The sequence below is a fragment of the Enterocloster aldenensis genome (genome assembly GCF_003434055.1).
GTDB lineage: Bacteria > Bacillota > Clostridia > Lachnospirales > Lachnospiraceae > Enterocloster > Enterocloster aldenensis.
The window spans coordinates 1-23,553 of sequence record NZ_QVEX01000004.1; the positions used below are offsets into that span (position 1 = coordinate 1).

Below are 23,553 nucleotides of genomic sequence, written 5' to 3' on the forward strand. Positions count from 1 at the left end.
ACCCGTTCACCGAGCCACCCGTTTTACGGGTGGCGGCGACTCATGATGAGATAACCATGCTTTAATTCTGACTTTGCGGCCGGTTGGTCTTCCGGTCATGATTGGGAAATCACAAGGCCGGATGCCTCTTTTATGCCCAGTTCCCCCAGCCTGGCAGCTGAAAACCGGAGCTCATAAAACAGCAGGTCCTCCAGTTCTGCGGCCAAACCATCCCAATCACCGCGCTCCAGGCTTTCCGACAGGAGGTTGATGTGCGGGAGATAGAATGCGTTAATCTCCTCCCTGGAGCCATGCATGCTGCGCAGAGGATATCCCCAAAGCAGAAGTGAGGGCAGTTGATTATAGATTTCCTGTATGACCTGGTTCGGAGAGCATAACGGGATGATTTCAAGGGAGGCAAATACCACTGACTCATACCGGAAGTTTTCCCTGATGTACGCCAGACGGTCTTTCCATAGGCCGATGGCCTGGGCCTTGATGCTTTTAACACAGGCCCTGCATGTCATGGCAAAGATCTGAAGGCTTTGCACGAAGTCCAGCAGCCGTTTTCTTATCATGGGCCGGGTCATGTCGTAGTTTTTTAAACTGTCCTCCGTGCTTAAAATCTTGCTGCCAACCCCGTTTATGGATTGAACGGCGCCTAGCTGGTTCAGCAGCGTCAGGGTCCGGCGGACCGTGATGGATAGCATGTATGGCCAGGCTTTTCTACCAGTTATTGAATCCCAAAATTTAAATTCATGGGATTATTGTCCGCAAAAGTGTTTACAAAAATGTTGAAAAGTGATATCCTGTTAACAGCGTTATTTTTGTAAATAAATAACGGGTGGAGGTTAAGGAAAAATGAAACTGATTAAGACAGTGGACGCAGAGGGAACCGTACTGTGTCACGATATCACGCAGATCATCAAAGGCGTTACCAAGGACGCGGTGTTCCGCAAGGGACATGTGGTGACAAAGGAGGACATCCCTGTTCTTTTAAGCGTTGGCAAGGACCAGCTCTATGTGTGGGAGAAGGAAGAGGGGATGCTCCATGAGAATGATGCGGCAGAAATACTCTGCGCCATGTGCAGGGGCGGACATATGGAACGCTCCCAGGCAAAGGAAGGGAAGATTGAACTGACTGCTTCCTGCGACGGCCTTTTAAAGGTGGACAATGACGGGCTTAAGGCGGTTAATGGTTTCGGGCAGATGATGATTGCCACCCGCCACGGCAACTTCCCGGTAAAGAAGGGGGACAAGCTGGCAGGCACCAGGATTATCCCGCTGGTGATTGAGGAAGAGAAGATGGCAGCTGCAAAGGAGGCGGCCTTCCGGGCATCCAAGGGAAGGCCGATCCTGGAACTGAAGCCCTTTGTACATAAAAAAGTAGGCATTGTCACCACGGGCAATGAAGTGTTCCATGGGCGGATCAAGGATACCTTTACGCCTGTCATCAAAGAGAAAATCAGTGAGTTTGACACGGAGGTCATTGACCACGTGACCTGGGATGATGATGATGCCAAGGTAACGGCCAGTATCCTGGACATGGTTAAAAAGGGAGCCGACGTGGTGATCTGTACCGGCGGCATGAGCGTTGACCCGGATGACAAGACTCCCCTTGCCATCCGCAACACAGGGGCCAGGGTGGTTTCATACGGGGCGCCGGTGCTTCCTGGCGCCATGTTCCTTCTGGCATACCTTGACGTGGCGGACGGGGATGAAAGGCGCACCGCTGCCATCATGGGGCTTCCTGGCTGTGTGATGTATGCAAAGCGCACCATATTTGACCTGGTCCTGCCGCGGATCATGGCGGACGATGCAGTGACACCTCAGGACCTGGCAGCCCTTGGACAGGGCGGTCTCTGCCTGAACTGTCCTGTCTGTACCTTCCCCAACTGCGGATTTGGAAAAGGAATGTAGGAGGAGCGGCAGAGATGGAATTTACACATTTTGATGAACAGGGCAATGCCCTGATGGTGGATGTGGGGGATAAGGCGGACACCAAGAGGGAAGCAGTGGCCAAGGGCAGCATTTTCATGAGCAGTGAATGCCTGAAAAAAGTGACGGAAGGTACCATGGCCAAGGGGGACGTGCTTGGGGTAGCCAGGGTAGCAGGCATCATGGGGGCAAAACGCACCTCCGACCTGATCCCGTTATGCCATATCCTGAACCTGACAAAGCTGAGCATTGATTTTACCGTCATAGAAGAAACAAATGAAATCCAGGCAGCCTGCACGGCCAGGACCACTGGCAGGACAGGAGTGGAGATGGAGGCGCTGACCGGTGTCACGGTTGCGCTCCTGACCATCTATGACATGTGCAAGGCAGTGGACAAGACCATGGAACTTGGCAATATTTATCTGGAACACAAATCCGGAGGCAAGAGCGGGGAGTTTCACAACCCCAGGAAATGATACTGGAGCATTTTACTATGAAAGATTCATTTGGAAGGAATATTGACTATATGAGGATATCCATCACGGACCGGTGCAACCTGCGGTGTAAGTACTGCATGCCGGACGGGGTGGAAAGCCTGGCCCGCTGGGAGATCCTGTCCCTGGAGGAGATTGAGGCCATTGCCATCTGCGCCGCCGGTCTTGGCATCAGCCGGATCAAGGTGACTGGGGGGGAACCCCTGGTGCGCAGGGACTGCTGCCAGCTGGTGAAGCTGTTAAAGTCCATACCTGGCATCGAGAAGGTGACCATCACTACCAACGGCGTCCTGCTGGACCGGTATCTGGAACCGCTCCTGGAGGCGGGGATTGACGGGATTAACATCAGCCTGGACACCCTGGACCCATGCATGTATGAGAAGATTACAGGCTTTGACAGGCTGGCCTGCGTGATGAAGACCATAGAGCGGTCACCGGGCCTCCCGGTAAGGGTTAAGATCAATGCGGTTTCCATTGATTTTAGTTCCATGGACGGGGAAGGCTGCAGCGGCCCAGGGGGCAGCTGGTGGAAGGAGCTGGTGGAACTGACCGGCCGCTATCCGGTGGATGTGCGTTTCATTGAAATGATGCCCATCGGATACGGAAAGCAGTTTAAGACCATCAACCACAAGGAACTGCTGGAGGAGATGCACAGGGAATACCCGGGGCTTGCTAAGGACCATACGGAGCACGGTTATGGACCGGCTGTGTATTACCGGATACCAGGCGCCCTTGGAAGCGTTGGGCTCATAAGCGCCATCCACGGGAAATTCTGTGATGAATGCAACCGCGTACGCCTGACCTCACAGGGCTTTTTAAAGACCTGCCTGTGTTATGAGGACGGCGTGGACCTGAGGGCAATCCTGAGGGAAGGCTTAAAGGCGCCTGAGGGCGGCGGCCACTACCATTGGCCCCTGAGGGAATGTCCGGGAGAGGAGAAGCTTCAGGCCCGTCTGGCTGCTGCCATGGAAAAGGCCATTGAGCACAAGCCTGCGGCCCACTGTTTTGAACGGCCGGGTATGATAACGGAATCACACAATATGATTGCGATTGGAGGATAATAAAAGGGTTATGGGAGACGTGACAGAGAAAAAGGAAGGCCTGCAGATGGACCGGCAGGGTAAAAGTGGGGAAGGCGTGCTTCCCACAGGGGTTGTGAAGGCCATCTGCATCAGCGATGTCAGGGGAATTGAAAAAAGGGCCATTGAAGAAGGCCATTTCCTGGTGGATTTTGGGATTGAGGGGGATGCCCATGGCGGAAACTGGCACCGCCAGGTCAGCCTGCTTTCCTATGACAAGGTCAAGGCGTTTAACGAGAAAGGGGCTGATGTGGGAGACGGGGCCTTTGGGGAGAACCTGGTGGTGGAAGGCCTGGACTTCCGTTCCCTGCCAGTGGGCACAAAGCTGTACGCGGGGACCGTGGAGCTTGTGATGACCCAGATCGGGAAGGAATGCCACAGCCATTGTGCCATTTACAAACGCATGGGTGAATGCATCATGCCAAGGGAGGGAGTGTTTGCCAAGGTGCTGAAGGAAGGCATCATCCGCCCTGGTGATGAGATGTGCGTGAAACTGCCTGATGAGAACCGTCCCTTAACAGCCGCGGTCATAACCCTCAGTGACAAAGGGGCCAGGGGCGAAAGAAAGGACGAAAGCGGACCTGTGGCAAAGGAAATGCTGGAGCAGGCAGGTTATGAGGTGGTGGAAACCCTTCTCATAGCCGATGAACCGGCCCTGTTAAAGACCCAGCTGATGCGCCTGGCTGACGGCAGGCAGGTGGATTTAATCCTTACCAGCGGCGGGACCGGGTTCTCCCTGAGGGACCAGACACCGGAGGCAACCATGGCGGTGGCTGACCGGAACGCCCCCGGGATTGCGGAGGCAATCCGTTACAGATCCCTTCAGGTTACGGACAGGGCCATGTTAAGCAGGGGCGCGTCCGTAATCCGCAAGAAGACCCTGATTGTAAACCTTCCTGGAAGTCCCAAGGCGGTGAAGGAAAGCCTTGGATTCATCCTGGACTCCCTGGAGCATGGGATAAAGATACTGCGCGGAAGCGCGTCCGAGTGCGCCAGACCCTGAATGTGGGGTTACGGGGCGGACAACAGACAGGATTGGCAGACGCGGCGCAGACCGGCAGTCCCAACGTCCGTTTACAGCATGAAACAGATATGACCGGCAGGCCCACCTGTCATGGGTGGGCTTTTGCCCGGGATTCGATATATTTGAGCAAGTATAACGAATGGACATTGTCCGTTTACAATTTATTATTTTATATTAAAAGGAGAGGCATATTATGAAAAAACACATTACCATGATCATAACGGCCATGATGGCGGCAGCCGTACTGGCAGGATGCGGGACATCCAAGGAAGCGGCAACCACAGCAGCGTCCTCCGGGACAGCGGCTGCGGCAGAAGCTGAAGCCAGGGCAGAAACTGAAACCAAGGCAGAAACCAAAACCGGGGCCGGGGCGCAGACAGGGGCAGATGCCAAGGCGGAGGCGGCTATGGGCCAGGAGACCGAGATCCTAGTGGCGGCAGCTGCCAGCCTTAAGAACGCCTATGAGGAGGAACTGATTCCCATGTTCCAGGACAAGTACCCTGGCGTTACGGTTAAGGGAACCTATGACAGTTCAGGCAAGCTGCAGACACAGATCGAGGAGGGCCTGGAAGCGGATGTGTTCATGTCGGCAGCACCCAAGCAGATGACCGCCCTTGACGGGGAAGGGCTGATTGTCTCTGACACCATCACCAACCTGCTGGAGAACAAGATTGTGCTGATCGTGCCCTCTGACAGCGATTCGGGCTTTACCAGGTTTGAGGATATTGAAAAAGCTGAGAGCATTGCACTGGGGGATCCGGCCAGTGTCCCGGTGGGGCAGTATTCAGAAGAAGCATTGACGAGTCTGGGGATTTGGGATAAAATTCAGGATAAGGTAAGTTTTGGCACGAACGTGACAGAGGTACTGAACCAGGTGGCGGCAGCCAGCGCGGACGCGGGCATCGTGTATGCAACGGATGCAGCCAGCATGGCAGACCAGGTCAAGGTTGTTGCAGAGGCCCCGGAGGGCAGCCTGGCCAAGAAGGTAATCTACCCGGTTGCTGTTGTGAAGGACACTGCCAATGCGGAGGCGGCCGGGAATTTTGTTGAATTCCTGAAAACAGACGAAGCCATGAAGGTGTTTGAGTCCTACGGATTTACAAAGGGAGAATGATAATGGGAGAGGGGATGCATACATGGATTGGTCACCCATACTGATATCGATGAAGACAGCCGGCCTGTCAATTATAATTACGTTTTTTCTTGGGATTTTTGCTGCCTGGGCAGTGGTAAGTCTTAAAAATGAGGGGTGGAGGCTGTTCTGGGACGGTGTGCTGACACTTCCGCTGGTGCTTCCGCCTACAGTGGCCGGATTTTTCCTTCTCTATATATTTGGGGTCAAACGCCCGGTGGGGCAGTTTTTTATTGACTATTTCAGCATCAAGATTGCATTTTCCTGGGCAGCCACCGTGATTGCGGCCGTGGTCATGTCCTTCCCGCTGATGTACCGGTCGGCCAGGGGCGCATTTGAACAGGTGGACCAGAACCTGGTGGCGGCGGCCAGGACCCTGGGGATGAGCGAGTGGTGTATTTTCTGGAAGGTATTGATTGCCAATGCAGTGCCGGGGGTTGTCAGCGGAGGCGTCCTGGCCTTTGCAAGGGGCCTTGGGGAGTTTGGCGCCACGGCCATGATAGCAGGCAACATTGCGGGCAGGACAAGGACCCTGCCCATGGCGGTTTATTCCGAGGTGGCTGCCGGGAACATGGATAAGGCATACGGTTATGTGGCCATCATTGTGGTGATTGCGTTTATTTCGGTTTTTCTTATGAACTGGACGGCCCTTCGGACCGGAAGCAGGAGGGGTTAGGATATGATTGCAGATGCAGGGCATGAGCTTTGTTTGGGAGTGGATATAAAAAAGAAGCTGAAGGAATTCAGCCTGGACATTGGATTTGAGACGGGAAAGGGATGCCTGGGAATACTGGGGCCCTCGGGCTGCGGCAAAAGCATGACCCTTAAATCCATTGCAGGCATCGTAAGGCCGGATTCCGGCAGGATAGCGGTTCAGTATGCCAAGGAGGAAGCGGCAGGGGGAAGGGTGCTTTACGATTCATCCCTAAAGGTCAATGAACGGCCCCAGGTGCGCAGGGTAGGTTACCTGTTCCAGAATTACGCCCTGTTTCCCAACATGACAGTGGAACAGAACATACTTACCGGTTTGAACAGCAGGGGCGGCAGGAAGGCAGTGTCCGGGAAACGCCGGCCCCTGACACAGAAGGAGAAGGATGGGAAAGTCAGGGAAATGCTCTCAAGGTTCAGGCTGGAAGGGCTGGAAAAACGCTATCCCGCACAGCTGTCGGGAGGACAGCAGCAGAGGGTGGCCCTGGCCCGCATCCTTGCATATGAGCCTGAGGTGCTTTTGCTGGACGAACCGTTTTCAGCCATGGATACCTATCTCAGGGAAGGGCTGAGGCTGGAACTGGCCGGTGTCCTTAAGGATTACGACGGGGTCAGCATCTTGGTGACCCATGACAGGGATGAGGCGTACCAGCTCTGTGACAGCCTTCTTCTTTTAGACAGGGGAAGGGTGCTGGCTGGCGGGAAGACCAGGGACATATTCCAGTGCCCGGTCACGTGCCAGGCCGCCAGGCTCACGGGCTGCAAGAACATTTCCAGGATAGAACGTCTGGGCGCGCGGCGCATCAAGGCGTTGGACTGGGGCGGGCTGGAGCTCTCAACGGACCGGGATGTGGACGGTTCCATCACAGCGGTTGGAATCAGGGCACATGATTTCGAACCCCTGTCCGATGGGGAAGCAGGGCAGTGGAAAGGCAGGGAAAACGCCAACCTGATTCAGGTGGAATCGCCCAATATTTCCGAGATGCCCTTTGAGTGGTATATTACACTGTCCAACGGCCTGTGGTGGAAAAAGGAAAAGGATATCCATACCCACAACACCGCCGGGCTTGTACCAGGGTGGCTGCGGGTGGAGCCATCGGCTTTGCTGCTGCTTACAGGCGAGTTAAATGGATAAAAGGAGAAGTTGGATATGAGGACAGGCGCTGTGGTTGTTGCGGCAGGACACAAGAGTTCTGTAAGCAGTTTTTCGCCCATGCTTCCCATCGGGGACAGTACGGTCATCAGAAGGATCATCATTACCCTTAAGCGGTCCGGGATTGACCCGGTGGTGGTGGTTACGGGGAAACAGGGGGATGAGGTGGAGAAGCACATAGCAGGCCTTCGCGTCATCTGCCTGCGCAATCAGAATTATGGGAATACCCAGATGTATAACAGCATCTGTCTGGGCCTAAACTACATTGAGGACCTGTGCGACCGGGTATTTATCCTGCCTGCCAAGTTCCCCATGTTCCTTCCGGAAACCATAAAGCGGATGATGGATATGGATGCCCAGGTGGTCTGCCCTGTATTTGAGGGGAGAAGGGGACATCCGGTGCTGGTTTCCAGCAATATCATCGGTAAACTGCTGAATTACAAGGGGGAAAAAGGGCTCCGCGGCGCCCTCAGGCAGGTGGATGTGGACCGGTGCGCGTGGGAGGTTGAGGTGGAGGACCAGGGAATCATCCTGGCAGTGGAAACGGATGAGGACCGTGCCCAGAGTAATCTTGACAATGAGCGGCTGGACATTTTCCCGCAGATCCAGCTGACGCTGGAGCGGGATGAAGGGTTCTTCGGTCCGTCCGTGGCACAGTTTTTATCATTGATTGACCATACGGGGTCCATGCAGACTGCCTGCAGGCAGATGCACATGTCCTACACCAAGGGATGGAAGATCTTAAAGGCAGCGGAAAAACAGCTTGGATACCCCCTGCTGATTACCCAGTCAGGCGGGGCAGAGGGCGGTTCGTCCCTGCTGACCCCGAAGGCTAAGGATTTCCTGATCCGTTTCCTGGGGATGGAGAAGGAACTGAGGGAGGATGCGCAGAAACTATATCAAAAATATTTTTCCATGGAGGATCAGACAGGTCTATGAAGGCATTATTTGAAGAGTTATCCAATGTATTGGCAAAAGGGGAGGAGGCCGTGCTGGTCACAATCATAGCCAGCTCCGGCTCCACGCCCAGGGGCACCGGTTCACGCATGCTGGTGAGGCAGGACGGCTCCATCAAAGGGACCGTGGGCGGCGGCGCAGTGGAATACCAGGCCATACTCACGGCCATGGAGGCCATGGAACATAAAGCTTCCTATACCAAGGGATTTACCCTGAACCGGAACCAGGTGGCTGATATCGGCATGGTGTGCGGCGGCAACGTGGTGGTTTACTTTCAGTATATCCGCCCGGATGACGGGGACTTTGCAGGCTTATGCACAAAGGTGAGGGAAGCGCTTGGCAGGGATGAGGACAGCTGGCTGCTCCTTGACATATCGGACGAGACCTGCTGGCAGATGGGGCTTTACAGCAAAAGCACAGGCCTTCTGGGCATGGATATGCCGGGACAGGCGCTGCAGGAACCGATTTTTACAAGCAGGACCCTTCAACAGGAGGTTGGGGGACGTAAATACTACATTGAACCCCTGGTCCAGGCAGGGACGGTCTATATCTTTGGCGGCGGACATGTGGCCCAGGAACTGGTGCCTGTCCTGTCCCATGTGGGGTTCCGGTGCGTGGTCATGGATGACAGGGAGGAATTTGCCAACAGGGAAGTATTCCCCCAGGCAGCAGCAACCATTGTGGGGAACCTGGAAGGGATTGGCAGCTATATTGACATCAGGCCCTGTGATTATGTGTGCGTCATGACCAGGGGACATCAGTTTGACTATTATGTACAGCGCCAGGCCCTGACCATGAAGCCGGGCTACATCGGCATCATGGGAAGCAGGAATAAAATCAGGGTGGTAACGGATAAACTGCTGGCGGACGGTTTTACAAGGGAAGAGATAGAAGCCTGCCACATGCCCATCGGGACGGATATCCGGGCAGAGACACCGGCAGAGATAGCAATCAGCATTGCAGGCGAGCTGATCTGTGAGCGGGCTGCCAGGATGGGACGCAGGAAGTAAGGATAAGACTTCGTTAAATAAAATACAAAAATTTTTAGGCAACCTAAAAGAATTTGTATTTATAAACAAAAACAAAGGATGTACGGCCTGAAAGATCATCTATATTGCGGATTGTGCGGCTGCGGATTCCGGGCTATAATCAGGGTATCCAAATGATAAGCAGAATACTTTGAAAGAAGGGAACGCAGATGGCAGTAATCGCAATCATACTTGCATACGGCATCCTCAGTGTGGATCTGTATGGCGTCATCAGGGATAACATCCGCAAATAAAATGGGAAGCAATTGACCAAATGATAGGAAAAACAGTCAGGAACACAGGGCAAGGCCGTTGGTTCCCGGCTGTTTTTGTGCGTTTATGGCTTTCCTTAAATTGTAATTTATGTTAAGATAATCTGTACGGGAAACAGGACGTGTTGGAATGATGCAGAGGATGGTGGATGGGCATGGATGCTTACTATAAGGACAAAGGCAGCTGGAACCGGTCAGACAGGCTTTTTCGCGCGCTGGCCCTTGACGGGCGGATGGAGCGGAGGGCCCGGAGGGGAAGCGGGCCGTATGTGATTTCCTTAACAGGCGGAGGCGGTAAAACATCCCTGATCCGCCGTCTTGCATGGGAGGGGATGGAACAAGGCCTTAAGGTCTTTGTGACCACCACCACCCACATGGCCGTGCCGCTGCGCCTGGGCGTTTTTTCCGGCAGCGGACAGGACGTGAAGGAAATGCTTGACCGGGAACACGCTGTTGTGGCCGGACAGACCAACGGGGCAGGGAAAATCTCCTACATGGGGGATGGGGCCTACGGCTCATTATGTCCCCTGGCCGACCTGGTCCTGGTGGAGGCGGACGGGGCCAAGCGGCTGCCTCTTAAGGTGCCGAGGGGCAACGAGCCGATCATACCGGACAATACGGATTTAATCCTCTGTGTCAGCGGCCTTTCAGCCGCAGGCAGCCTGGCGGCGGAAAAGTGCTTCCGTCTGGATGCAGCGCAGCGTATCATGGAGGCCCATGGGCGTAAGGATTACAATGGAGGGGAAGGCGGACCGTGGCGGATTACCCTGGAGGATATGGGCTGCCTGATGCGTTATGGGTATCTGGAGCCGCTCCGGGCCAAATATCCGCGCACAGAGGTCCTCCCTGTATGGAACCAGGCCGACACCAGGGAACTGGGGCTGGCGGCAGCCGGGCTTTTGGATGAGATGAAGGAGGATGGCGGGATTGCAGCAGGCCGGCTGCTGGGGGAAGAATCCGCCGGACTATTTTAATATGAAGATATCGTTTATCTATATGGCATCCGGATATGGCAGAAGGTTCGGATCTAATAAACTGTATGCCCGGCTGGACGGCAGGCCGCTGTACCGCCATGGGCTGGAATGCCTGCTGGCGGCGGCCGGGGAACTGAAGGAAAAAGATGGATTTGACGTGGGCCTGATACTGGTCAGCCAGTACCGGGACATACTGGAGGATGGGAAGGAACTGGGACTTGAGGCCGTATATAACGGTTTCAGCAGCCAGGGGATTACGGCTTCCCTGCGCCTGGGCACGAAAGCCGCGGGGGAGGACACGGACATCCTTCTGTTTTTTGTGGCGGACCAGCCCTATATGAAGGGCACTACGGTGGCTTCCTTTGTCCGCGGGTTTGCAGGGTGCGGATATGGGATTGGCTGTGTGAAAAGCGGGGACAGGAAAGGGAATCCCGCGGCATTTTCCGGCAGATACAGGCAGGAACTGCTGGCGCTTTGGGGAGACCGGGGCGGAAGCGTGATCATGAAGGCGCATCCCGGGGACGTGTGGACCATGGAGGTGCCGGCAGAGGAATTAAAAGACATCGATCTGCAGGAAGACCTGGGGCAATGAACGGACTGCGGGACCGCCTGCAGGCCATGCCTGGGGGAAAGGGGGATTGTATGAGGGAAACCAATGATTTTTCAAAGGGCAGCGTCATAAAGAATATCCTGAAGCTGGCCCTGCCCATGACCCTGGCCCAGCTGATTAACGTGCTGTATAATATTGTGGACCGGATATACATCGGCATGATTCCGGAACATGCCACCTTGTCACTGACCGGCCTGGGGCTGTGCCTTCCCATCATATCCATTGTCATTGCGTTTGCAAACCTGTTCGGCATGGGAGGCGCACCGCTGTGTTCCATTGAACGCGGACGCGGCAATACATCAGAGGCAGAGTCCATTATGGGCAATGCCTTTGTGATGATGGTCGCAGTGGGAATCCTCCTCACGGTCACGGGACTGATGTTCAGACGCCCCATGCTGTATCTGTTCGGGGCCAGCGACGCAACTATTGGTTACGCGGACGCTTACATAACCATCTACCTTATGGGCAATATCTTTGTGATGACCGGTCTGGGCATGAACAGTTTCATCAACTCCCAGGGATTCGGGACAGTGGGCATGATGACCGTGCTTCTGGGCGCTGTGAGCAACATCATACTGGACCCCATATTTATTTTTGTGTTCCACATGGGCGTCAGGGGAGCTGCCCTGGCAACCATCCTGTCCCAGTTCCTGTCCGCTGCGTGGATCATCGCATTCCTCACCGGGAAAAAGACAATCCTTCGGCTGCGCCCGTCCGCCATGAAGCTGGAAGGCGCCCGCGTCCTGCGCATTGTGGGCCTGGGCATGTCGGGCTTTACCATGTCCATCACCAACAGCTCAGTGCAGATCATGTATAATGTGATGCTCCAGAAGTTCGGCGGCGACCTGTATGTGGGGATCATGACGGTCATCAACTCGGTGCGGGAGGTCATTTCCATGCCGGTCAACGGACTTACCAACAGCGCCCAGCCGGTGATGGGATTTAATTACGGGGCAAGGGAATACAACCGGGTCAGGAAGTCCATTGTATTCATGTCCGCGGTCAGCATTGCATACACGGTGGTTGTATGGCTCTTTGTGCATGAATGTCCGGAATTCTTCATCCGCATCTTTAACAGGGAAGGGGAACTGGTGGAGGCAGGCGTTCCGGCCATGCGGGTATATTTCTTCGGGTTTTTCATGATGTCCCTCCAGTTTGCGGGCCAGGCCGTGTTCGTGGGGCTTGGAAAGTCGAAAAATGCAGTGTTCTTTTCCATTTTCCGCAAGGTCATCATTGTCATTCCGCTGATCCTGATACTGCCGGCCGTATTCAATCTGGGTACCACGGGAATATTAATGGCAGAGCCAATCTCCAATTTTATCGGCGGCACAGCCTGTTTCGGGACCATGATGTTAACGGTGTGGCCGGAACTAAAACGCGGGGCAAAGGAGAAGACGGACCAATGAAGAAACATGTACTTAGGATAACGGCAGCCCTTGGGGCGGCGGCTTTTCTGTTTACCACGGGATTTGCCAGGGCAGAGGACCATGCATCCGGTAAGGCTGGATATCTCAAGTCCGCAACCTATTATTCCGATGACTGGGTCATCAATTTCTGGAACAGTGAAAGCAGCCGCATGGATGAGGAACTGGCTCAGATTGCAGAAGACGGGTTTAACAACATCATTCTTGTGGTGCCCTGGAGGGAGTTCCAGCCAGGCACATCGCCCTGCACCTATAACAGCTATGCCTGGGACAAGCTGGACCGCGTCATGGAAGCGGCAGCGGACCAGGGACTAAGCGTCATGCTGCGGGTGGGATATACCTGGGATTATTATGGAAGGGACGATGTGCTTTCCCGCTACCGCGGGCTTATGTATGACGGTGATATCCGGGACGCCTGGATGGAATATGTGGGCCGTCTGTATGGGCGGGCCTCGTCCCATGGAAATTTCTGCGGGGGCTTCATTACATGGGAGGATTTCTGGAACTTTACGGACACCAGCGCGGGCCTGGGAAACAAAGCCAGCGCAAGGAAAATGGCCAGGCAGTGCGGTTACACGGAATATGCCGGGGAACACTATACCCTTGAGGAGCTGGAGGAAATGTACGGGCATTCCCTGGATTCCTATGACGACCTGTATTTTCCGGGAAAGGACTCCTATGCCAGGAAGGTATTCTTCGAATTTTATGATGATTTCCTCAATGGACTGTTAGCTGAAAGCCAGGAAGCATTCCCCGGCCTTTCCATGGAGGTACGGCTGGATGTGGATTCTGTGGAACATGCGGACGGGTCGCTGGAGGGATTCATGCATTCCTCCACCTTCCCAAGCGGGAATGCGGCCTATACAAGCACCATGTACAGCGTGCCCATGGGGTTCCTCAATGAACATGAGAGGGTTACGGCTGATGAGGTCCTGGAGAAGCTTCCCGTGTTCATGAACCGGCTTCACGTGTACGGCGGCGGAAAGCCGGTATATATAGACCAGTTCCTTTTTACGGACAACACGGTGGGGTATGAGCACAATGCCCAGCTGATGGATGACCAGAAGGCCTTATTCCTGGAAAAGGCGGCCCCTGTCCTAAAAAGCATGACCATGGGATACGGCATATGGACATACCGGGATTACGGCGATAATAAACTGTATAATGCCCAGTTCGGGCTGGGACAGGAAGGCTGGAGGTTTTCAGGCGGCAGCAGTGTGGTCAGGCGAGGAAAGACCAGGCAGGCCAAGATCCCGGGCGGCGCAGGTATCTTCCAGGATATTGGGAACCGTATGACAGGTACCACGGGAAAAGACACCCATGTAAGGTTCCTGGCAGAAAGCGAGGGCGTCAGCCAGCTGTCCGTCAGCGCGTCCGGACGCACGAAGACCGTGGAGGTAAAGGGCCCGGGCACGGTTGAACTTGTTTTTGAAAATTGCAGCGCCAAGGATTTCTCCATCCGTGCCAGCGGAGATACCGCCTATGTGGATGATGTCCAGGTATTTACATTCACCACCCAGGGCGAACTGTACCACATGGACGGTTCCGAGGGAGGCTGCATTGAAGCGCTGCGTCTTATGAATCAAAACTTATAATCAGCGCATACTATCCTTGTCATCGGTAGACGTTTAAACCATGAGAAGGAGGAAATGATCATGACTAAGCTGGAATGTAGCGTTAAAAACTGTGTGCACAATGCAGATAACTGCTGCTGCAAGGCAGCCATTGCCGTGGATGGGAACAAGGCAGTGGATTCTGAGCAGACATGCTGTGCAAGCTTTGACGAGAACAAGGGCGGAAGGTTCACCAACCTGTTTAAGACTCCTGAGACCAGGCTGGATATTGCCTGCGATGCCGTCAAATGCATTTACAATGAGGAGCACCGCTGCACTGCTGAGCGCATTGACATCAGCGGGGACGGGGCCTGTGAATGCACGGAGACCAGGTGCAATACATTTAAGGCAAAATAAGACAGGCCTTGGCTGTGGTTTGAGGCCGCCATACCGGAAGGATACGGTGTGGCGGCCTCAATTTTCTTCTTTAGAAATAAAATCGCCCATGTGACGTTCTGTTTTATAAAAAGACGTTGACAAATCTTGCGCAGTGTAGTAAAGTAATATAAGTTGTGAGAACGACTGACAGGAAAGCAGGTATCCGCCTCACCCTGGCACGAGCAAGTGACCTGGGTTCATAGATGAAGTGATGTGCTGTAGCATTTCCATGGGAGATGGGTCAGCAGATGATTTTATGTGTGTTAAGAGTGGATGGTCTGACTGTCCGCTTTATTTTTTGCCCTGGAGACAAGAACGGGGCGTGCTGATTCCTGAACATTATGACTTATTATTTATGGAGGTGTACGACCATTAGCGAATTAATGATTAACGAACAAATCAGAGACAAGGAAGTAAGACTGATTGGCGAAGACGGAGAGCAGTTAGGCATAGTCCAGGCAAAGGACGCACTTAGGATGGCTCAGGAGGCTGAGCTTGACCTGGTAAAGATTGCGCCTACCGCAAAGCCGCCGGTATGTAAGATTATCGACTACGGTAAGTACCGTTATGAGCTGGCACGCAAAGAGAAGGAAGCCAGGAAGAAACAGAAGGTAATCGAGATAAAGGAAGTTCGTTTGTCCCCCAATATTGACACCAACGACCTGAATACAAAGGTGGGAGCTGCCAGGAAGTTTTTAGAGAAGGGTGATAAAGTGAAAGTCACACTCCGTTTCCGCGGACGTGAGATGGCCCATATGTACAAATCCAAATACATCCTGGATGATTTCGCTGAGAGTCTTAAGGACATTGCAGTAATCGATAAGCCCTCTAAGGTAGAAGGAAGAAGCATGGTAATGTTTTTAACTGCAAAACGTTAAAATAGAAAGTTTTAAGGAGGAAATTAATAATGCCAAAGTTAAAAACCAGCAGAGCAGCAGCAAAGCGCTTTAAAAAGACAGGAACCGGTAAGTTAGTCCGCAATAAAGCTTACAAATCCCATATCTTAACTAAGAAGTCCACAAAGAGAAAAAGGAATCTTAGAAAAGATATCGTTACCGATGCAACCAACGCAAAGGTAATGAAGAAGATTTTACCATATCTGTAAGTTGAATTGTAGAAGGAGGAAATACCGATGGCAAGAGTTAAAGGCGGTTTAAATGCAAAGAAGAAACACAATAGAGTCTTAAAGATGGCAAAGGGCTACAGAGGTGCCCGTTCCAAACAGTATAGAGTAGCAAAACAGTCCGTTATGCGCGCACTGACCAGCTCCTACGCTGGCAGGAAAGAGAGGAAGAGACAGTTCAGACAGCTCTGGATTGCACGTATCAACGCTGCAGCACGTATCAATGGCCTGTCCTACAGCAAGTTCATGTACGGCTTAAAGTTAGCTGAGGTGGATTTAAACCGTAAGGTCCTGTCCGATATGGCTATCAATGACGCTGAGGGATTTGCAAAGTTAGCTGAGCTGGCTAAATCCAAGATTGCTTAATTATCTGCATAATTGAATCTGTAATCATTAAAGGTGCTGTAAACCGATGGCGGGTAACCGCGTGGAGGGCTGCAGCACCTTTGTTTGTTACCGGGCCTGTGATAAGGTGGACAGGACGGCCTGGATATCCGGTTCACCGGCCGGGTCTGAGACAGCGGCAAGGACGGCGTAATACTCCCCTATGTTCCGTACATACAGGTAACCGGACAGGGGATTGGACTGGGTGGGAGGAAAGTAAAAGCGCAGGAACTCAAGGCTGCCTGCCTGGACTGCTTCAATCCTGCCGCCCTCATCCAATGTGTGGGAGCCGCCCTGGAACATGTTCAGGAAAGCCATGGCCTGGTCCGCGGCATCCCCCTCTTTGTTGGAGGTGTAGAGAAGCATCACGGCGCAGTTTTCATTTTTCATGGACAGCATGTCCAGGAACGTGTCCGGGCCTTGGGACTGTGACAGGGCAGAGGAATCATAATTAATAAATCCCTGGGGCACGGTAAGGCGGATATTGGACCATTCATTGATAAAGGTGGGACCTGCAAAGCGGCCCATCAAAGGAGGCCCCGCGGTCTGGGCAGCCATGGCGCCGCTGCTGTCAAAGGTGTAGGAGACATTGTCAATGGTCATGGCGGTATTTGATACCATGGCTCCGTCTGTGCCGAGATAGTACCAGACCCCCTCCCTCTGCTGCCATCCTGTGAGCATGTAGCCGTCCTGGTCAAACAGATACCATGTCCCGCCAATCTGTTCCCAAGTGTCCGCCGGATAGGACCTGTCTTCCCTTTCATACCAGTAGCCGGTACTGTCAAGCTGCCATCCTGCTGCAAGGGAAGGCATGGCTGCCAGGACGGAAAGGGCAATGGCGCCTGCCAGGGCAGTGATGCATCTGCGTATCCTCATTTTACTCCTCCTTCTTGTTTATGATATCCATTATATGAAGGGGAATGGGGAAATACAACCTGTACTTATCATATGCGCCATATCATAGGTATGGAAGGGAATCAAATGATTACGGATGGAAGGGGATAAATATGAAGAAAGCCTTATTTTACGGAATACTGGCGTCGTTTTTCTTTGCTTTTACATTTATATTGAACCGGAGCATGAACCTGGCCGGGGGATACTGGCTGTGGTCTGCCTGCCTGCGGTACCTGTTCACCCTGCCCATGATGGTGCTTATGCTTGCCAGGGAAAAGGGGGCGGCGGCAGAAGTGCTTGGGGAAATCAGACGCAGGCCGGGAAGCTGGTTTTTGTGGAGCACGGTCGGGTTCGGGCTGTTTTACGCCCCGCTTACCTTTGGCTCCGTGTTCGGTGAGTCCTGGCTGGCCGCTGCTACCTGGCAGCTGACCATTGTGGCCGGGGTGGTCCTGACCCCGCTTTTTGGAAAAAAAATCCCGTTTAAAAACCTGGCCTGGTCCATGTTCATCCTGGCGGGGATATTCCTCATGCAGGTGCCGCACATGGAGCAGACGGACGGGAGGACGGTGTTCCTTACCCTGGCTCCCATACTGGCGGCCGCATTTTCCTATCCCCTGGGAAACCGGAAGATGATGGAGCTCTGCCCGGCTTCCATGACAACCATTGGGAGGGTGTATGGTATGACAATCTGCAGCATGCCATTCTGGCTGCTGCTGTCCGTGTTTGCCGCAGTGCGCACAGGAATGCCGGAAAGGGGCCAGGTCCTTCAGTCTGTCTGCGTGGCCTTGTTCTCCGGCGTCATTGCCACGGTCCTGTTCTTTAAGGCAACCGATATGGTGAAGCATAATCCGGGACACCTGGCCGTGATTGAGGCAACCCAGTGCGGGGAGGTGGTCTTTACATTGCTTGGAGGCATTTTCCTGCTGCATGACAGGGTGCCGGACGCAGTGGGACTGGCCGGGATTGCCGTGATCGTGGCAGGCATGATCGGCAACAGCTTGGCGGCCGGCGGGGAGGCGTAGGTTAGGATTCCGTTAAGAAATGCGTAATAATTATTATTTTGCATTAAGCCCCGATCTATGATACACTGATTTATGAAGTTACAAATTTAACAATTATCAGGAGTGGTTTAAGACAATGCTGGAATTATCGGGTATATGCAAATCCTATCACAGACAGAACATCCTTGACGGGGTGGAACTTACGGTCAGGCCGGGGGAGTGTGTGGGGATTGTGGGATATAACGGCTGCGGGAAAACCACTCTTTTGTCTATTATTGCAGGAGCGCTGAAAGCTGACAAGGGAAGCATCCTGTTTAACGGCAGGCAGGCCGTGGGGCATCCCCGCGTGTTTGCGGAAGAAGCAGCCTATGTCCCCCAGGAGAATCCGCTGATGGAGGAACTGACGGTAAGGGACAACCTGCTGCTGTGGTACAGGGGAAGCAGGACCGGGATGGAAGAAGACCTAAGGAGCGGCGCAGCCGCCATGCTGGGCGTGGATAAGATGCTGGACCGCACGGCCGGCAGGCTTTCCGGCGGCATGAAGAAGCGTGTCAGCATTGCATGTGCCCTGTCCAATCACGCGCCTGTGCTGATCATGGACGAGCCGGGGGCTGCCCTGGATCTGGAGTGCAAGGAACTGATACGGAATTACCTGCAGGAGTATATGGCAGGGGGCGGAGCCGTGGTGCTGACATCCCATGAACTGGCGGAACTGGCCATGTGCACGGACATGTACGCGCTGAAGCAATGCCGATTGACAAAAATCGTTAATGGTTCGTCAGCAGAAGAGCTGATCCGCCAGTTTCGATAGAAATACGAGGGAACATGCCCTTTGGCATGGACCTGATGCAAGGGAGGAAAATAAGAATGAAATGCAGGAAATGTGGAGCTGAGTACGGGGAGGACGTAAAGTTCTGTACCAAGTGCGGCGCTTCTATGGAAGATGAAGGCCAGGATTCCCAGGCATGGACCAGCGCAGGGACAGAGCCTGCAAAGGACGCCGGGACAGATGAGGCGTCCGGAGCCGGACAGGATGACGCAGGGACAGCGGCAGAAGGACAGACTGAGGCGGCAGCTGATGGAGCGGCGGAGGCTGATAAAACAGCAGGGCAGCCGTCAGTGACAGATGCAGGGCAGCAGGCAGAGGCAGAGCCCGCGGCAGAGGCAGGGCAGCAGGCAGAAGAGGCAGGCGCCGCTGTCAAGGAAGAAGAGCCAAAGGCGGCTGGCCCCATGTCGGTACCGGCAGCAGGCGAACCGGAGCCAAACAAGAAGTTCATGAAGATCCTGTTCGCGGTCATCGCTGCATTGGCAGTGATTGCCGTTGCGGCAGTGGCATATGTGAAGATGAATGCAAAAGACCCCAAGCAGGTGGTAATCGATGCATTTGAGAAGGTTTATACCGAGGACCAGGTGTTCCCGTCCGAGGAACTGTTTGGATTCAAGGATTTCTCAGAGGCAGCGCTGAAGGCTGACATGGAAAGCGGGCTTACCCTTAAGATGGACAGCTGTTCCGACCCCACGGTAAACCAGTTTGCGGGAAGCGGGCTGCGCCTTGAGGGCAAAAGCGATAAGACAAATGACAGGTCATCCTTTAATATGGGTGTGATTTATAACGGGATGGACCTGGCAAACCTGGACGCCTATTACGGTGATGACAACCTGATGATGGCGGTTCCCGAACTGAGCAGCAAGGTGTTTACCCTTGACCTTGGAGATGGACTTGGGGAGCGCATTAAGAATTCACCTACAGTAGGCCCGCTGCTGGCAGAGAACGGCGTGGATGTAGATGGACTGGCCGGATACTTTACAGACCTGATTGACGAGGCCGAGAAGGCTGAGGAAGAGGGCAAGGCCCCATTTGATATCGAAGCCCTGCTTACCCGCTACAGGGAAGGCAGCAGCGCTCAGGAGAATTTTAAGGCGGCCATGACCGTTGAGAAGGCTGACAAAGGCACCTACACCATGAATGGGGCTCAGGTCAGCTGCCAGGGATATGATGTGCTGATCAGCAAGGATTCCATGATTGAATTCCTGCGCACCTCTTCTGATTTCTTCCTTCAGGATGAGACCTTGAAGGCAGATTACCTGAAACAGCTGGAGGCCACGGTCAGGATGAGCGAACTGATGGGCAGCGCCATGACAGGCATGGGTTCCATGTCTGCCGAGCAGATGCAGGAACAGGCGTATGATGAAGTAAAAGACGCTGTGGATGAGATGATTACATATCTGGACAAGACCCTGACCGATATTCAGATGACGGTTTATGTTGATAAGGACGGAAACCTTGCGGCCTTAGAGGGAACCACGAACCTGTATGTGGATGAGGAGGTTGCAGAAGAAGAAGGATATGTGGCAGTGACATTTAACCTTACACTGGAAGGCGGGGCATACCTGACACAGAACGTTAAGGGCAACATAACGCTGCAGGATGCAGATGACACGGTTAAGCTTGACCTGTTAAAGCAGGGAACTTATGACGGCAAGAAGCTGACCTGCGATCTGTCGGTGGATGTGACTGCGCCGGATGCATCGGTTTATAACTTCATGTACACAGGCACCTATGATTCCAATGACGGCAGCTACCATGCGGCAGTGGAGCTTGGAGGCGAGGGTTCCCAGCTCTTTAAGATGTCTGCAGCCGGTATTGTGGACCAGATGGAAAAGGGCAAGGCGTACCATATGGATATCGATGCCCTGGAGATTGCAGCCATGGATAATTCCATGAACATGGTGCTCAGCGGCGAGCTTTACAGCCGTCCGTTAAGCAGCGGGGTAACACCGCTTGAGGGCGAGACCATGGATGTGCTGTCGGCCACCGAGGAGGATTGGAACAATGTCCTTATGGAGATGGTATTCGGCATCATCGGACTGTCAGGGCAGCTTGGCGCTCCCATGGGCTGATGATAAAACCGGCCAGACAGGAATAAAACAGGGGCTTTGGTTCATTTCCGTCAGGAGATGGACCGGGGCCGGATCATAACAAAGAAGGAATGGGGAAATATGTCTGCACGTCTGGTTTATCTCAAGCTGGAGTTAAAACGAGCATGTAAAAAGCTTCCCCACATCATTGCAGGGGCAATCGTGCTGTTACTATTAGCGGTTACGGTTGCCTTTTTGGCAAGCAGGATGTTGTATGGGGATCAGGCGGCAGGAAGGATTACCGTTGGGGTAGTGCTTCCTGAGGGTGATGCCGTGGCACAAAAGGCAGTGGCCATGGTCAGCTCCCTGGAAAGCGTAAAAAGTATCTGTGATTTTGAATATATGGACAAGGAAGAGGGCGTAAGGAAACTGAAAGACGGGCAGCTTTACGCTGTGATGGAAGTACCTGAGGGATTTGTGCAGGATATCATGAATGGAACCAATACGCCTGTGCGGATCATACTGCCCAGGGGCGCGGGTCTGGAAAGCAGGATATTCAAGGAACTGACAGATGCCGGCGCCAAGACGCTGGGGGCCAGTCAGGCGGGAATCTATGCAGGGGATGAGCTCTGCGTCCTGGAAGGCATGACGGACTCCATCCCTGTCCTGGAAGCGGACCTGAACCGGATTTTCATGGGATACAGCCTGCCAAGGATGGATTATTTCAGGAATATGAAGGTAACTGCCACCGGGGATGTGGATACCCTGCATTTCTATGGCGTCAGTGCGGCCGTTCTGTTTCTGCTTCTGTGCGCCATTCCCGTATCGGCATACCTGTCGCCGGCCAGGCCTGTGATGAAACAGAAGCTTAAGATACTTGGGATTGGCAATGTGACGGTCCTGGGGGTCAGGATACTGGGCCTGGGCCTGCTTCTGGCAGCGGTGGCCCTTCCGGCGGCAGCGGCGGCAGGAAGCCTGGGCTTCATTTCATGGGGGGTTAGGACCGTGCTGGCGGTAACAGCCGTATGCCTGTCCGCTGCTTCCATGATTGTGTTCCTGTATCAGGCTGCGGGTAGCCTGATGGGAGGCGTCATGCTGCTGTTCCTGACCGTGACGGCCATGCATTTCATGGCGGGCGGGTTCCTTCCGCTGGTGTTCCTTCCGGTATCCATCCGGGCAGCGGCCCCGTTCCTGCCGTCCTATATCTTTATGGAGGGTATGAAGATGACGGTGACGTCTGTCATGGATCCCGGCGTATTTGTCAGGCTGGCGGCTGTTATGGCGGTCTGTTTTCTGCTCAGCCTGTGGGTGGAGGAGGGAAGACGATGAAAAAGGTGATGATTTGGTTCCTTCTGTCCTGTAAACGGTATGTGAGGAAGCCCTCCTTCCTGGTCATCCTGCTTCTGCTTCCCCTTGGGATCCTGGCGGCGGACAAGAGCCAGGGCCATAAGGATCCGGAGATTAAGATTGCGGTCAGCGTCCAGGGAGGCGATGAAAATGAACTGGGCGCCAGGCTGGCGCAAAGCCTTGTGGAGCGCAGGCTGGGCGAGGATGCGGGTATGTTCCGCTTCTATGAATGCAGGGACGAGGAACAGGTAAAGGATGAGGTGGCTTCCAGACGGGCGGAATGCGGTTATGTGATAACGCAGGGGCTCAGGGAAAAACTGGATTCCGGCCAATACAGACGCAGTATCCTTGTCTATTCCGCCCCCTCCACCGTCACCGCGTCCCTTTCCACCGAGACTGTGTTTGCAGCGCTGATGGAAATCTATGACCGGGAGTTACTGACAGGATACGTGGCAAAGGAAAGCCTGTTTGATTCCCTGGGAGCACCGGGAAGCCAGGCCAGGGAAGAATCAGCCATGGAGGCCGGCGCGCTTTATGACAAATGGCTTGGCAATGGAAGCACCTTCCGGTTTGAATACAGCTTCCAGGGACAGGACGGTGCCGCGGCCCTGGCTGGTACGGAGCCTCAGGAGACCGTATTTCCGGTAAGGGGCATTGTGGCTGTCTATGTGTTCGTGACAAGCCTCTACGGGGCCGTGGTGTTGTGCGGGGATGAGGAGAGGGGGCTGTTCCTGCCCCTTTCCTACGGTTACAGGACGCCCTGCCGCATCGCGTCCATGGCAGCGCCCGTGGCCATGGCGGCCATATCCGGACTGATGGCATTGTGGGCCAGCAAAAGCCTTACGGACCCTGTAAAGGAAATCGTGGCCATGGCGGGGTACTGTATGGCTGTTACGGCTGTTTCCTGGCTTTTAAAGGTCATCTGCCGCAGGCCCCAGGTGCTGTGCTGCGTCATTCCCTTTTTTGTCATCGGCAGCCTTCTGTTCTGCCCTGTGTTCATTGATGCGGGACGGTACCTGGATGTCTTTGACCAGATTGGGAAAATGTTCCCGCCCTGGTATTACCTCAGGGGATTCCGATAATAATCATTGCGTTTTTGTGTAAATGCCGGTATAATAGGATTACGGTAACTATAATGGTAATGAAAAGGAGTTGATTCTGTCCGGCGCACTTGATGCTGCA

Annotated in this window: 24 protein-coding genes; 22 read left to right on the forward strand and 2 right to left on the reverse strand. The window is 53.9% G+C overall.

What is annotated here, in order from left to right; translation table 11 throughout:
- Positions 1–95 precede the first annotated feature (95 nt).
- A complete protein-coding gene (locus DWX59_RS10075) occupies positions 96–689 on the reverse strand; it encodes a hypothetical protein (protein WP_117558681.1) in 594 nt (197 codons plus the stop codon).
- A 151-nt stretch (positions 690–840) separates the two neighbouring features.
- Here DWX59_RS10075 and DWX59_RS10080 point away from each other — a divergent pair, with 151 nt between their 5' ends.
- From DWX59_RS10080 to rplT, 17 genes are all read left to right on the forward strand, one after another.
- The gene (locus DWX59_RS10080; RefSeq protein ID WP_117558683.1) at positions 841–1,899 is read left to right on the forward strand and encodes a molybdopterin-binding protein; all 1,059 of its coding nucleotides are present in this window, start codon (positions 841–843) and stop codon (positions 1,897–1,899) included.
- A 14-nt stretch (positions 1,900–1,913) separates the two neighbouring features.
- On the forward strand, positions 1,914–2,393 hold the full coding sequence (moaC, locus tag DWX59_RS10085) for a cyclic pyranopterin monophosphate synthase MoaC (protein ID WP_117558685.1): 480 nt from the start codon (positions 1,914–1,916) through the stop codon (positions 2,391–2,393).
- A gap of 17 nt (positions 2,394–2,410) precedes the next feature.
- A complete protein-coding gene (gene moaA / locus DWX59_RS10090; RefSeq protein ID WP_117559250.1) occupies positions 2,411–3,472 on the forward strand; it encodes a GTP 3',8-cyclase MoaA in 1,062 nt (353 codons plus the stop codon).
- A 46-nt stretch (positions 3,473–3,518) separates the two neighbouring features.
- On the forward strand, positions 3,519–4,493 hold the full coding sequence (locus DWX59_RS10095) for an MOSC domain-containing protein (RefSeq protein WP_117559252.1): 975 nt from the start codon (positions 3,519–3,521) through the stop codon (positions 4,491–4,493).
- Positions 4,494–4,707: 214 nt separating this feature from the next.
- Positions 4,708–5,628, forward strand: a complete 921-nt coding sequence (gene modA, locus DWX59_RS10105; RefSeq protein WP_117558689.1) for a molybdate ABC transporter substrate-binding protein — start codon at positions 4,708–4,710, stop codon at positions 5,626–5,628.
- 22 nt (positions 5,629–5,650) lie between these two features.
- Complete coding sequence (modB, locus tag DWX59_RS10110) at positions 5,651–6,322, forward strand: molybdate ABC transporter permease subunit (protein WP_117558691.1); 672 nt, start codon at positions 5,651–5,653, stop codon at positions 6,320–6,322.
- 3 nt (positions 6,323–6,325) lie between these two features.
- On the forward strand, positions 6,326–7,489 hold the full coding sequence (locus DWX59_RS10115; RefSeq protein ID WP_117558693.1) for a sulfate/molybdate ABC transporter ATP-binding protein: 1,164 nt from the start codon (positions 6,326–6,328) through the stop codon (positions 7,487–7,489).
- A gap of 15 nt (positions 7,490–7,504) precedes the next feature.
- Complete coding sequence (locus DWX59_RS10120) at positions 7,505–8,446, forward strand: NTP transferase domain-containing protein (protein WP_117558695.1); 942 nt, start codon at positions 7,505–7,507, stop codon at positions 8,444–8,446.
- Positions 8,443–9,474, forward strand: coding sequence for an XdhC family protein (locus DWX59_RS10125; protein WP_117558697.1), 1,032 nt, complete (start codon positions 8,443–8,445; stop codon positions 9,472–9,474). Before DWX59_RS10120 ends, DWX59_RS10125 begins: the two co-directional genes overlap by 4 nt.
- Before the next feature lie 445 nt (positions 9,475–9,919).
- Positions 9,920–10,738, forward strand: coding sequence for a selenium cofactor biosynthesis protein YqeC (gene yqeC / locus DWX59_RS10130; protein WP_117559256.1), 819 nt, complete (start codon positions 9,920–9,922; stop codon positions 10,736–10,738).
- A 1-nt stretch (position 10,739) separates the two neighbouring features.
- Entirely contained in the window at positions 10,740–11,330 is a 591-nt protein-coding gene (locus DWX59_RS10135) for a nucleotidyltransferase family protein (protein WP_117559254.1), read from the forward strand.
- A 50-nt stretch (positions 11,331–11,380) separates the two neighbouring features.
- Positions 11,381–12,754, forward strand: a complete 1,374-nt coding sequence (locus DWX59_RS10140; RefSeq protein ID WP_117559258.1) for an MATE family efflux transporter — start codon at positions 11,381–11,383, stop codon at positions 12,752–12,754.
- Positions 12,751–14,367 (forward strand): glycoside hydrolase family 113 protein, encoded by a 1,617-nt coding sequence (locus DWX59_RS10145; RefSeq protein WP_117558699.1) that lies wholly within the window; start codon positions 12,751–12,753, stop codon positions 14,365–14,367. Before DWX59_RS10140 ends, DWX59_RS10145 begins: the two co-directional genes overlap by 4 nt.
- A 60-nt stretch (positions 14,368–14,427) precedes the next feature.
- Positions 14,428–14,742, forward strand: a complete 315-nt coding sequence (locus DWX59_RS10150; protein WP_117558701.1) for a DUF1540 domain-containing protein — start codon at positions 14,428–14,430, stop codon at positions 14,740–14,742.
- Between the two features lie 404 nt (positions 14,743–15,146).
- Positions 15,147–15,641, forward strand: a complete 495-nt coding sequence (infC, locus tag DWX59_RS10155; protein WP_117558703.1) for a translation initiation factor IF-3 — start codon at positions 15,147–15,149, stop codon at positions 15,639–15,641.
- Between the two features lie 29 nt (positions 15,642–15,670).
- Positions 15,671–15,868 carry a 50S ribosomal protein L35 gene (gene rpmI, locus DWX59_RS10160; protein ID WP_002603682.1) on the forward strand — a complete coding sequence of 66 codons (198 nt, stop codon included), beginning with the start codon at positions 15,671–15,673 and terminating at the stop codon, positions 15,866–15,868.
- Between the two features lie 27 nt (positions 15,869–15,895).
- On the forward strand, positions 15,896–16,252 hold the full coding sequence (rplT, locus tag DWX59_RS10165; RefSeq protein ID WP_007868471.1) for a 50S ribosomal protein L20: 357 nt from the start codon (positions 15,896–15,898) through the stop codon (positions 16,250–16,252).
- An 87-nt stretch (positions 16,253–16,339) separates the two neighbouring features.
- Here rplT and DWX59_RS10170 read toward each other — a convergent pair whose 3' ends face one another.
- Positions 16,340–17,146: an N-acetylmuramoyl-L-alanine amidase family protein gene (locus DWX59_RS10170; RefSeq protein ID WP_117558705.1), complete on the reverse strand. Its 807-nt coding sequence runs from the start codon at positions 17,144–17,146 to the stop codon at positions 16,340–16,342.
- 131 nt (positions 17,147–17,277) lie between these two features.
- On the opposite strand from DWX59_RS10170, the gene DWX59_RS10175 reads away from it, so the two are divergent.
- The 5 genes from DWX59_RS10175 (at position 17,278) to DWX59_RS10195 (ending at position 23,453) form a co-directional block, all read left to right on the forward strand.
- Positions 17,278–18,186: a DMT family transporter gene (locus tag DWX59_RS10175; RefSeq protein WP_117559260.1), complete on the forward strand. Its 909-nt coding sequence runs from the start codon at positions 17,278–17,280 to the stop codon at positions 18,184–18,186.
- A gap of 115 nt (positions 18,187–18,301) precedes the next feature.
- Positions 18,302–18,976: an ABC transporter ATP-binding protein gene (locus tag DWX59_RS10180; protein WP_117558707.1), complete on the forward strand. Its 675-nt coding sequence runs from the start codon at positions 18,302–18,304 to the stop codon at positions 18,974–18,976.
- 56 nt (positions 18,977–19,032) lie between these two features.
- A complete protein-coding gene (locus DWX59_RS10185; protein WP_117558709.1) occupies positions 19,033–21,066 on the forward strand; it encodes a zinc ribbon domain-containing protein in 2,034 nt (677 codons plus the stop codon).
- Between the two features lie 99 nt (positions 21,067–21,165).
- Complete coding sequence (locus DWX59_RS10190) at positions 21,166–22,353, forward strand: ABC transporter permease (protein WP_117559262.1); 1,188 nt, start codon at positions 21,166–21,168, stop codon at positions 22,351–22,353.
- Positions 22,350–23,453 carry a hypothetical protein gene (locus tag DWX59_RS10195; RefSeq protein ID WP_117558711.1) on the forward strand — a complete coding sequence of 368 codons (1,104 nt, stop codon included), beginning with the start codon at positions 22,350–22,352 and terminating at the stop codon, positions 23,451–23,453. The genes DWX59_RS10190 and DWX59_RS10195 overlap by 4 nt, the downstream gene beginning before the upstream one ends.
- Positions 23,454–23,553 lie beyond the last annotated feature (100 nt).

What these genes read in the sequence shown, in the direction of transcription:
- DWX59_RS10185 (WP_117558709.1), top strand. Translation starts at nt 19,033, where the DNA reads ATGAAATGCAGGAAATGTGGAGCTGAGTACGGGGAGGACGTAAAGTTC.
- moaA (WP_117559250.1), top strand. Translation starts at nt 2,411, where the DNA reads ATGAAAGATTCATTTGGAAGGAATATTGACTATATGAGGATATCCATC.
- DWX59_RS10170 (WP_117558705.1), bottom strand. Translation starts at nt 17,146, where the DNA reads ATGAGGATACGCAGATGCATCACTGCCCTGGCAGGCGCCATTGCCCTT.
- infC (WP_117558703.1), top strand. Translation starts at nt 15,147, where the DNA reads ATGATTAACGAACAAATCAGAGACAAGGAAGTAAGACTGATTGGCGAA.
- DWX59_RS10135 (WP_117559254.1), top strand. Translation starts at nt 10,740, where the DNA reads ATGAAGATATCGTTTATCTATATGGCATCCGGATATGGCAGAAGGTTC.
- modA (WP_117558689.1), top strand. Translation starts at nt 4,708, where the DNA reads ATGAAAAAACACATTACCATGATCATAACGGCCATGATGGCGGCAGCC.
- DWX59_RS10120 (WP_117558695.1), top strand. Translation starts at nt 7,505, where the DNA reads ATGAGGACAGGCGCTGTGGTTGTTGCGGCAGGACACAAGAGTTCTGTA.
- DWX59_RS10115 (WP_117558693.1), top strand. Translation starts at nt 6,326, where the DNA reads ATGATTGCAGATGCAGGGCATGAGCTTTGTTTGGGAGTGGATATAAAA.
- moaC (WP_117558685.1), top strand. Translation starts at nt 1,914, where the DNA reads ATGGAATTTACACATTTTGATGAACAGGGCAATGCCCTGATGGTGGAT.
- DWX59_RS10140 (WP_117559258.1), top strand. Translation starts at nt 11,381, where the DNA reads ATGAGGGAAACCAATGATTTTTCAAAGGGCAGCGTCATAAAGAATATC.
- DWX59_RS10080 (WP_117558683.1), top strand. Translation starts at nt 841, where the DNA reads ATGAAACTGATTAAGACAGTGGACGCAGAGGGAACCGTACTGTGTCAC.
- DWX59_RS10095 (WP_117559252.1), top strand. Translation starts at nt 3,519, where the DNA reads ATGGACCGGCAGGGTAAAAGTGGGGAAGGCGTGCTTCCCACAGGGGTT.
- rpmI (WP_002603682.1), top strand. Translation starts at nt 15,671, where the DNA reads ATGCCAAAGTTAAAAACCAGCAGAGCAGCAGCAAAGCGCTTTAAAAAG.
- DWX59_RS10175 (WP_117559260.1), top strand. Translation starts at nt 17,278, where the DNA reads ATGAAGAAAGCCTTATTTTACGGAATACTGGCGTCGTTTTTCTTTGCT.
- DWX59_RS10180 (WP_117558707.1), top strand. Translation starts at nt 18,302, where the DNA reads ATGCTGGAATTATCGGGTATATGCAAATCCTATCACAGACAGAACATC.
- DWX59_RS10150 (WP_117558701.1), top strand. Translation starts at nt 14,428, where the DNA reads ATGACTAAGCTGGAATGTAGCGTTAAAAACTGTGTGCACAATGCAGAT.
- DWX59_RS10145 (WP_117558699.1), top strand. Translation starts at nt 12,751, where the DNA reads ATGAAGAAACATGTACTTAGGATAACGGCAGCCCTTGGGGCGGCGGCT.
- DWX59_RS10075 (WP_117558681.1), bottom strand. Translation starts at nt 689, where the DNA reads ATGCTATCCATCACGGTCCGCCGGACCCTGACGCTGCTGAACCAGCTA.
- DWX59_RS10190 (WP_117559262.1), top strand. Translation starts at nt 21,166, where the DNA reads ATGTCTGCACGTCTGGTTTATCTCAAGCTGGAGTTAAAACGAGCATGT.
- DWX59_RS10125 (WP_117558697.1), top strand. Translation starts at nt 8,443, where the DNA reads ATGAAGGCATTATTTGAAGAGTTATCCAATGTATTGGCAAAAGGGGAG.
- DWX59_RS10195 (WP_117558711.1), top strand. Translation starts at nt 22,350, where the DNA reads ATGAAAAAGGTGATGATTTGGTTCCTTCTGTCCTGTAAACGGTATGTG.
- rplT (WP_007868471.1), top strand. Translation starts at nt 15,896, where the DNA reads ATGGCAAGAGTTAAAGGCGGTTTAAATGCAAAGAAGAAACACAATAGA.
- yqeC (WP_117559256.1), top strand. Translation starts at nt 9,920, where the DNA reads ATGGATGCTTACTATAAGGACAAAGGCAGCTGGAACCGGTCAGACAGG.
- modB (WP_117558691.1), top strand. Translation starts at nt 5,651, where the DNA reads ATGGATTGGTCACCCATACTGATATCGATGAAGACAGCCGGCCTGTCA.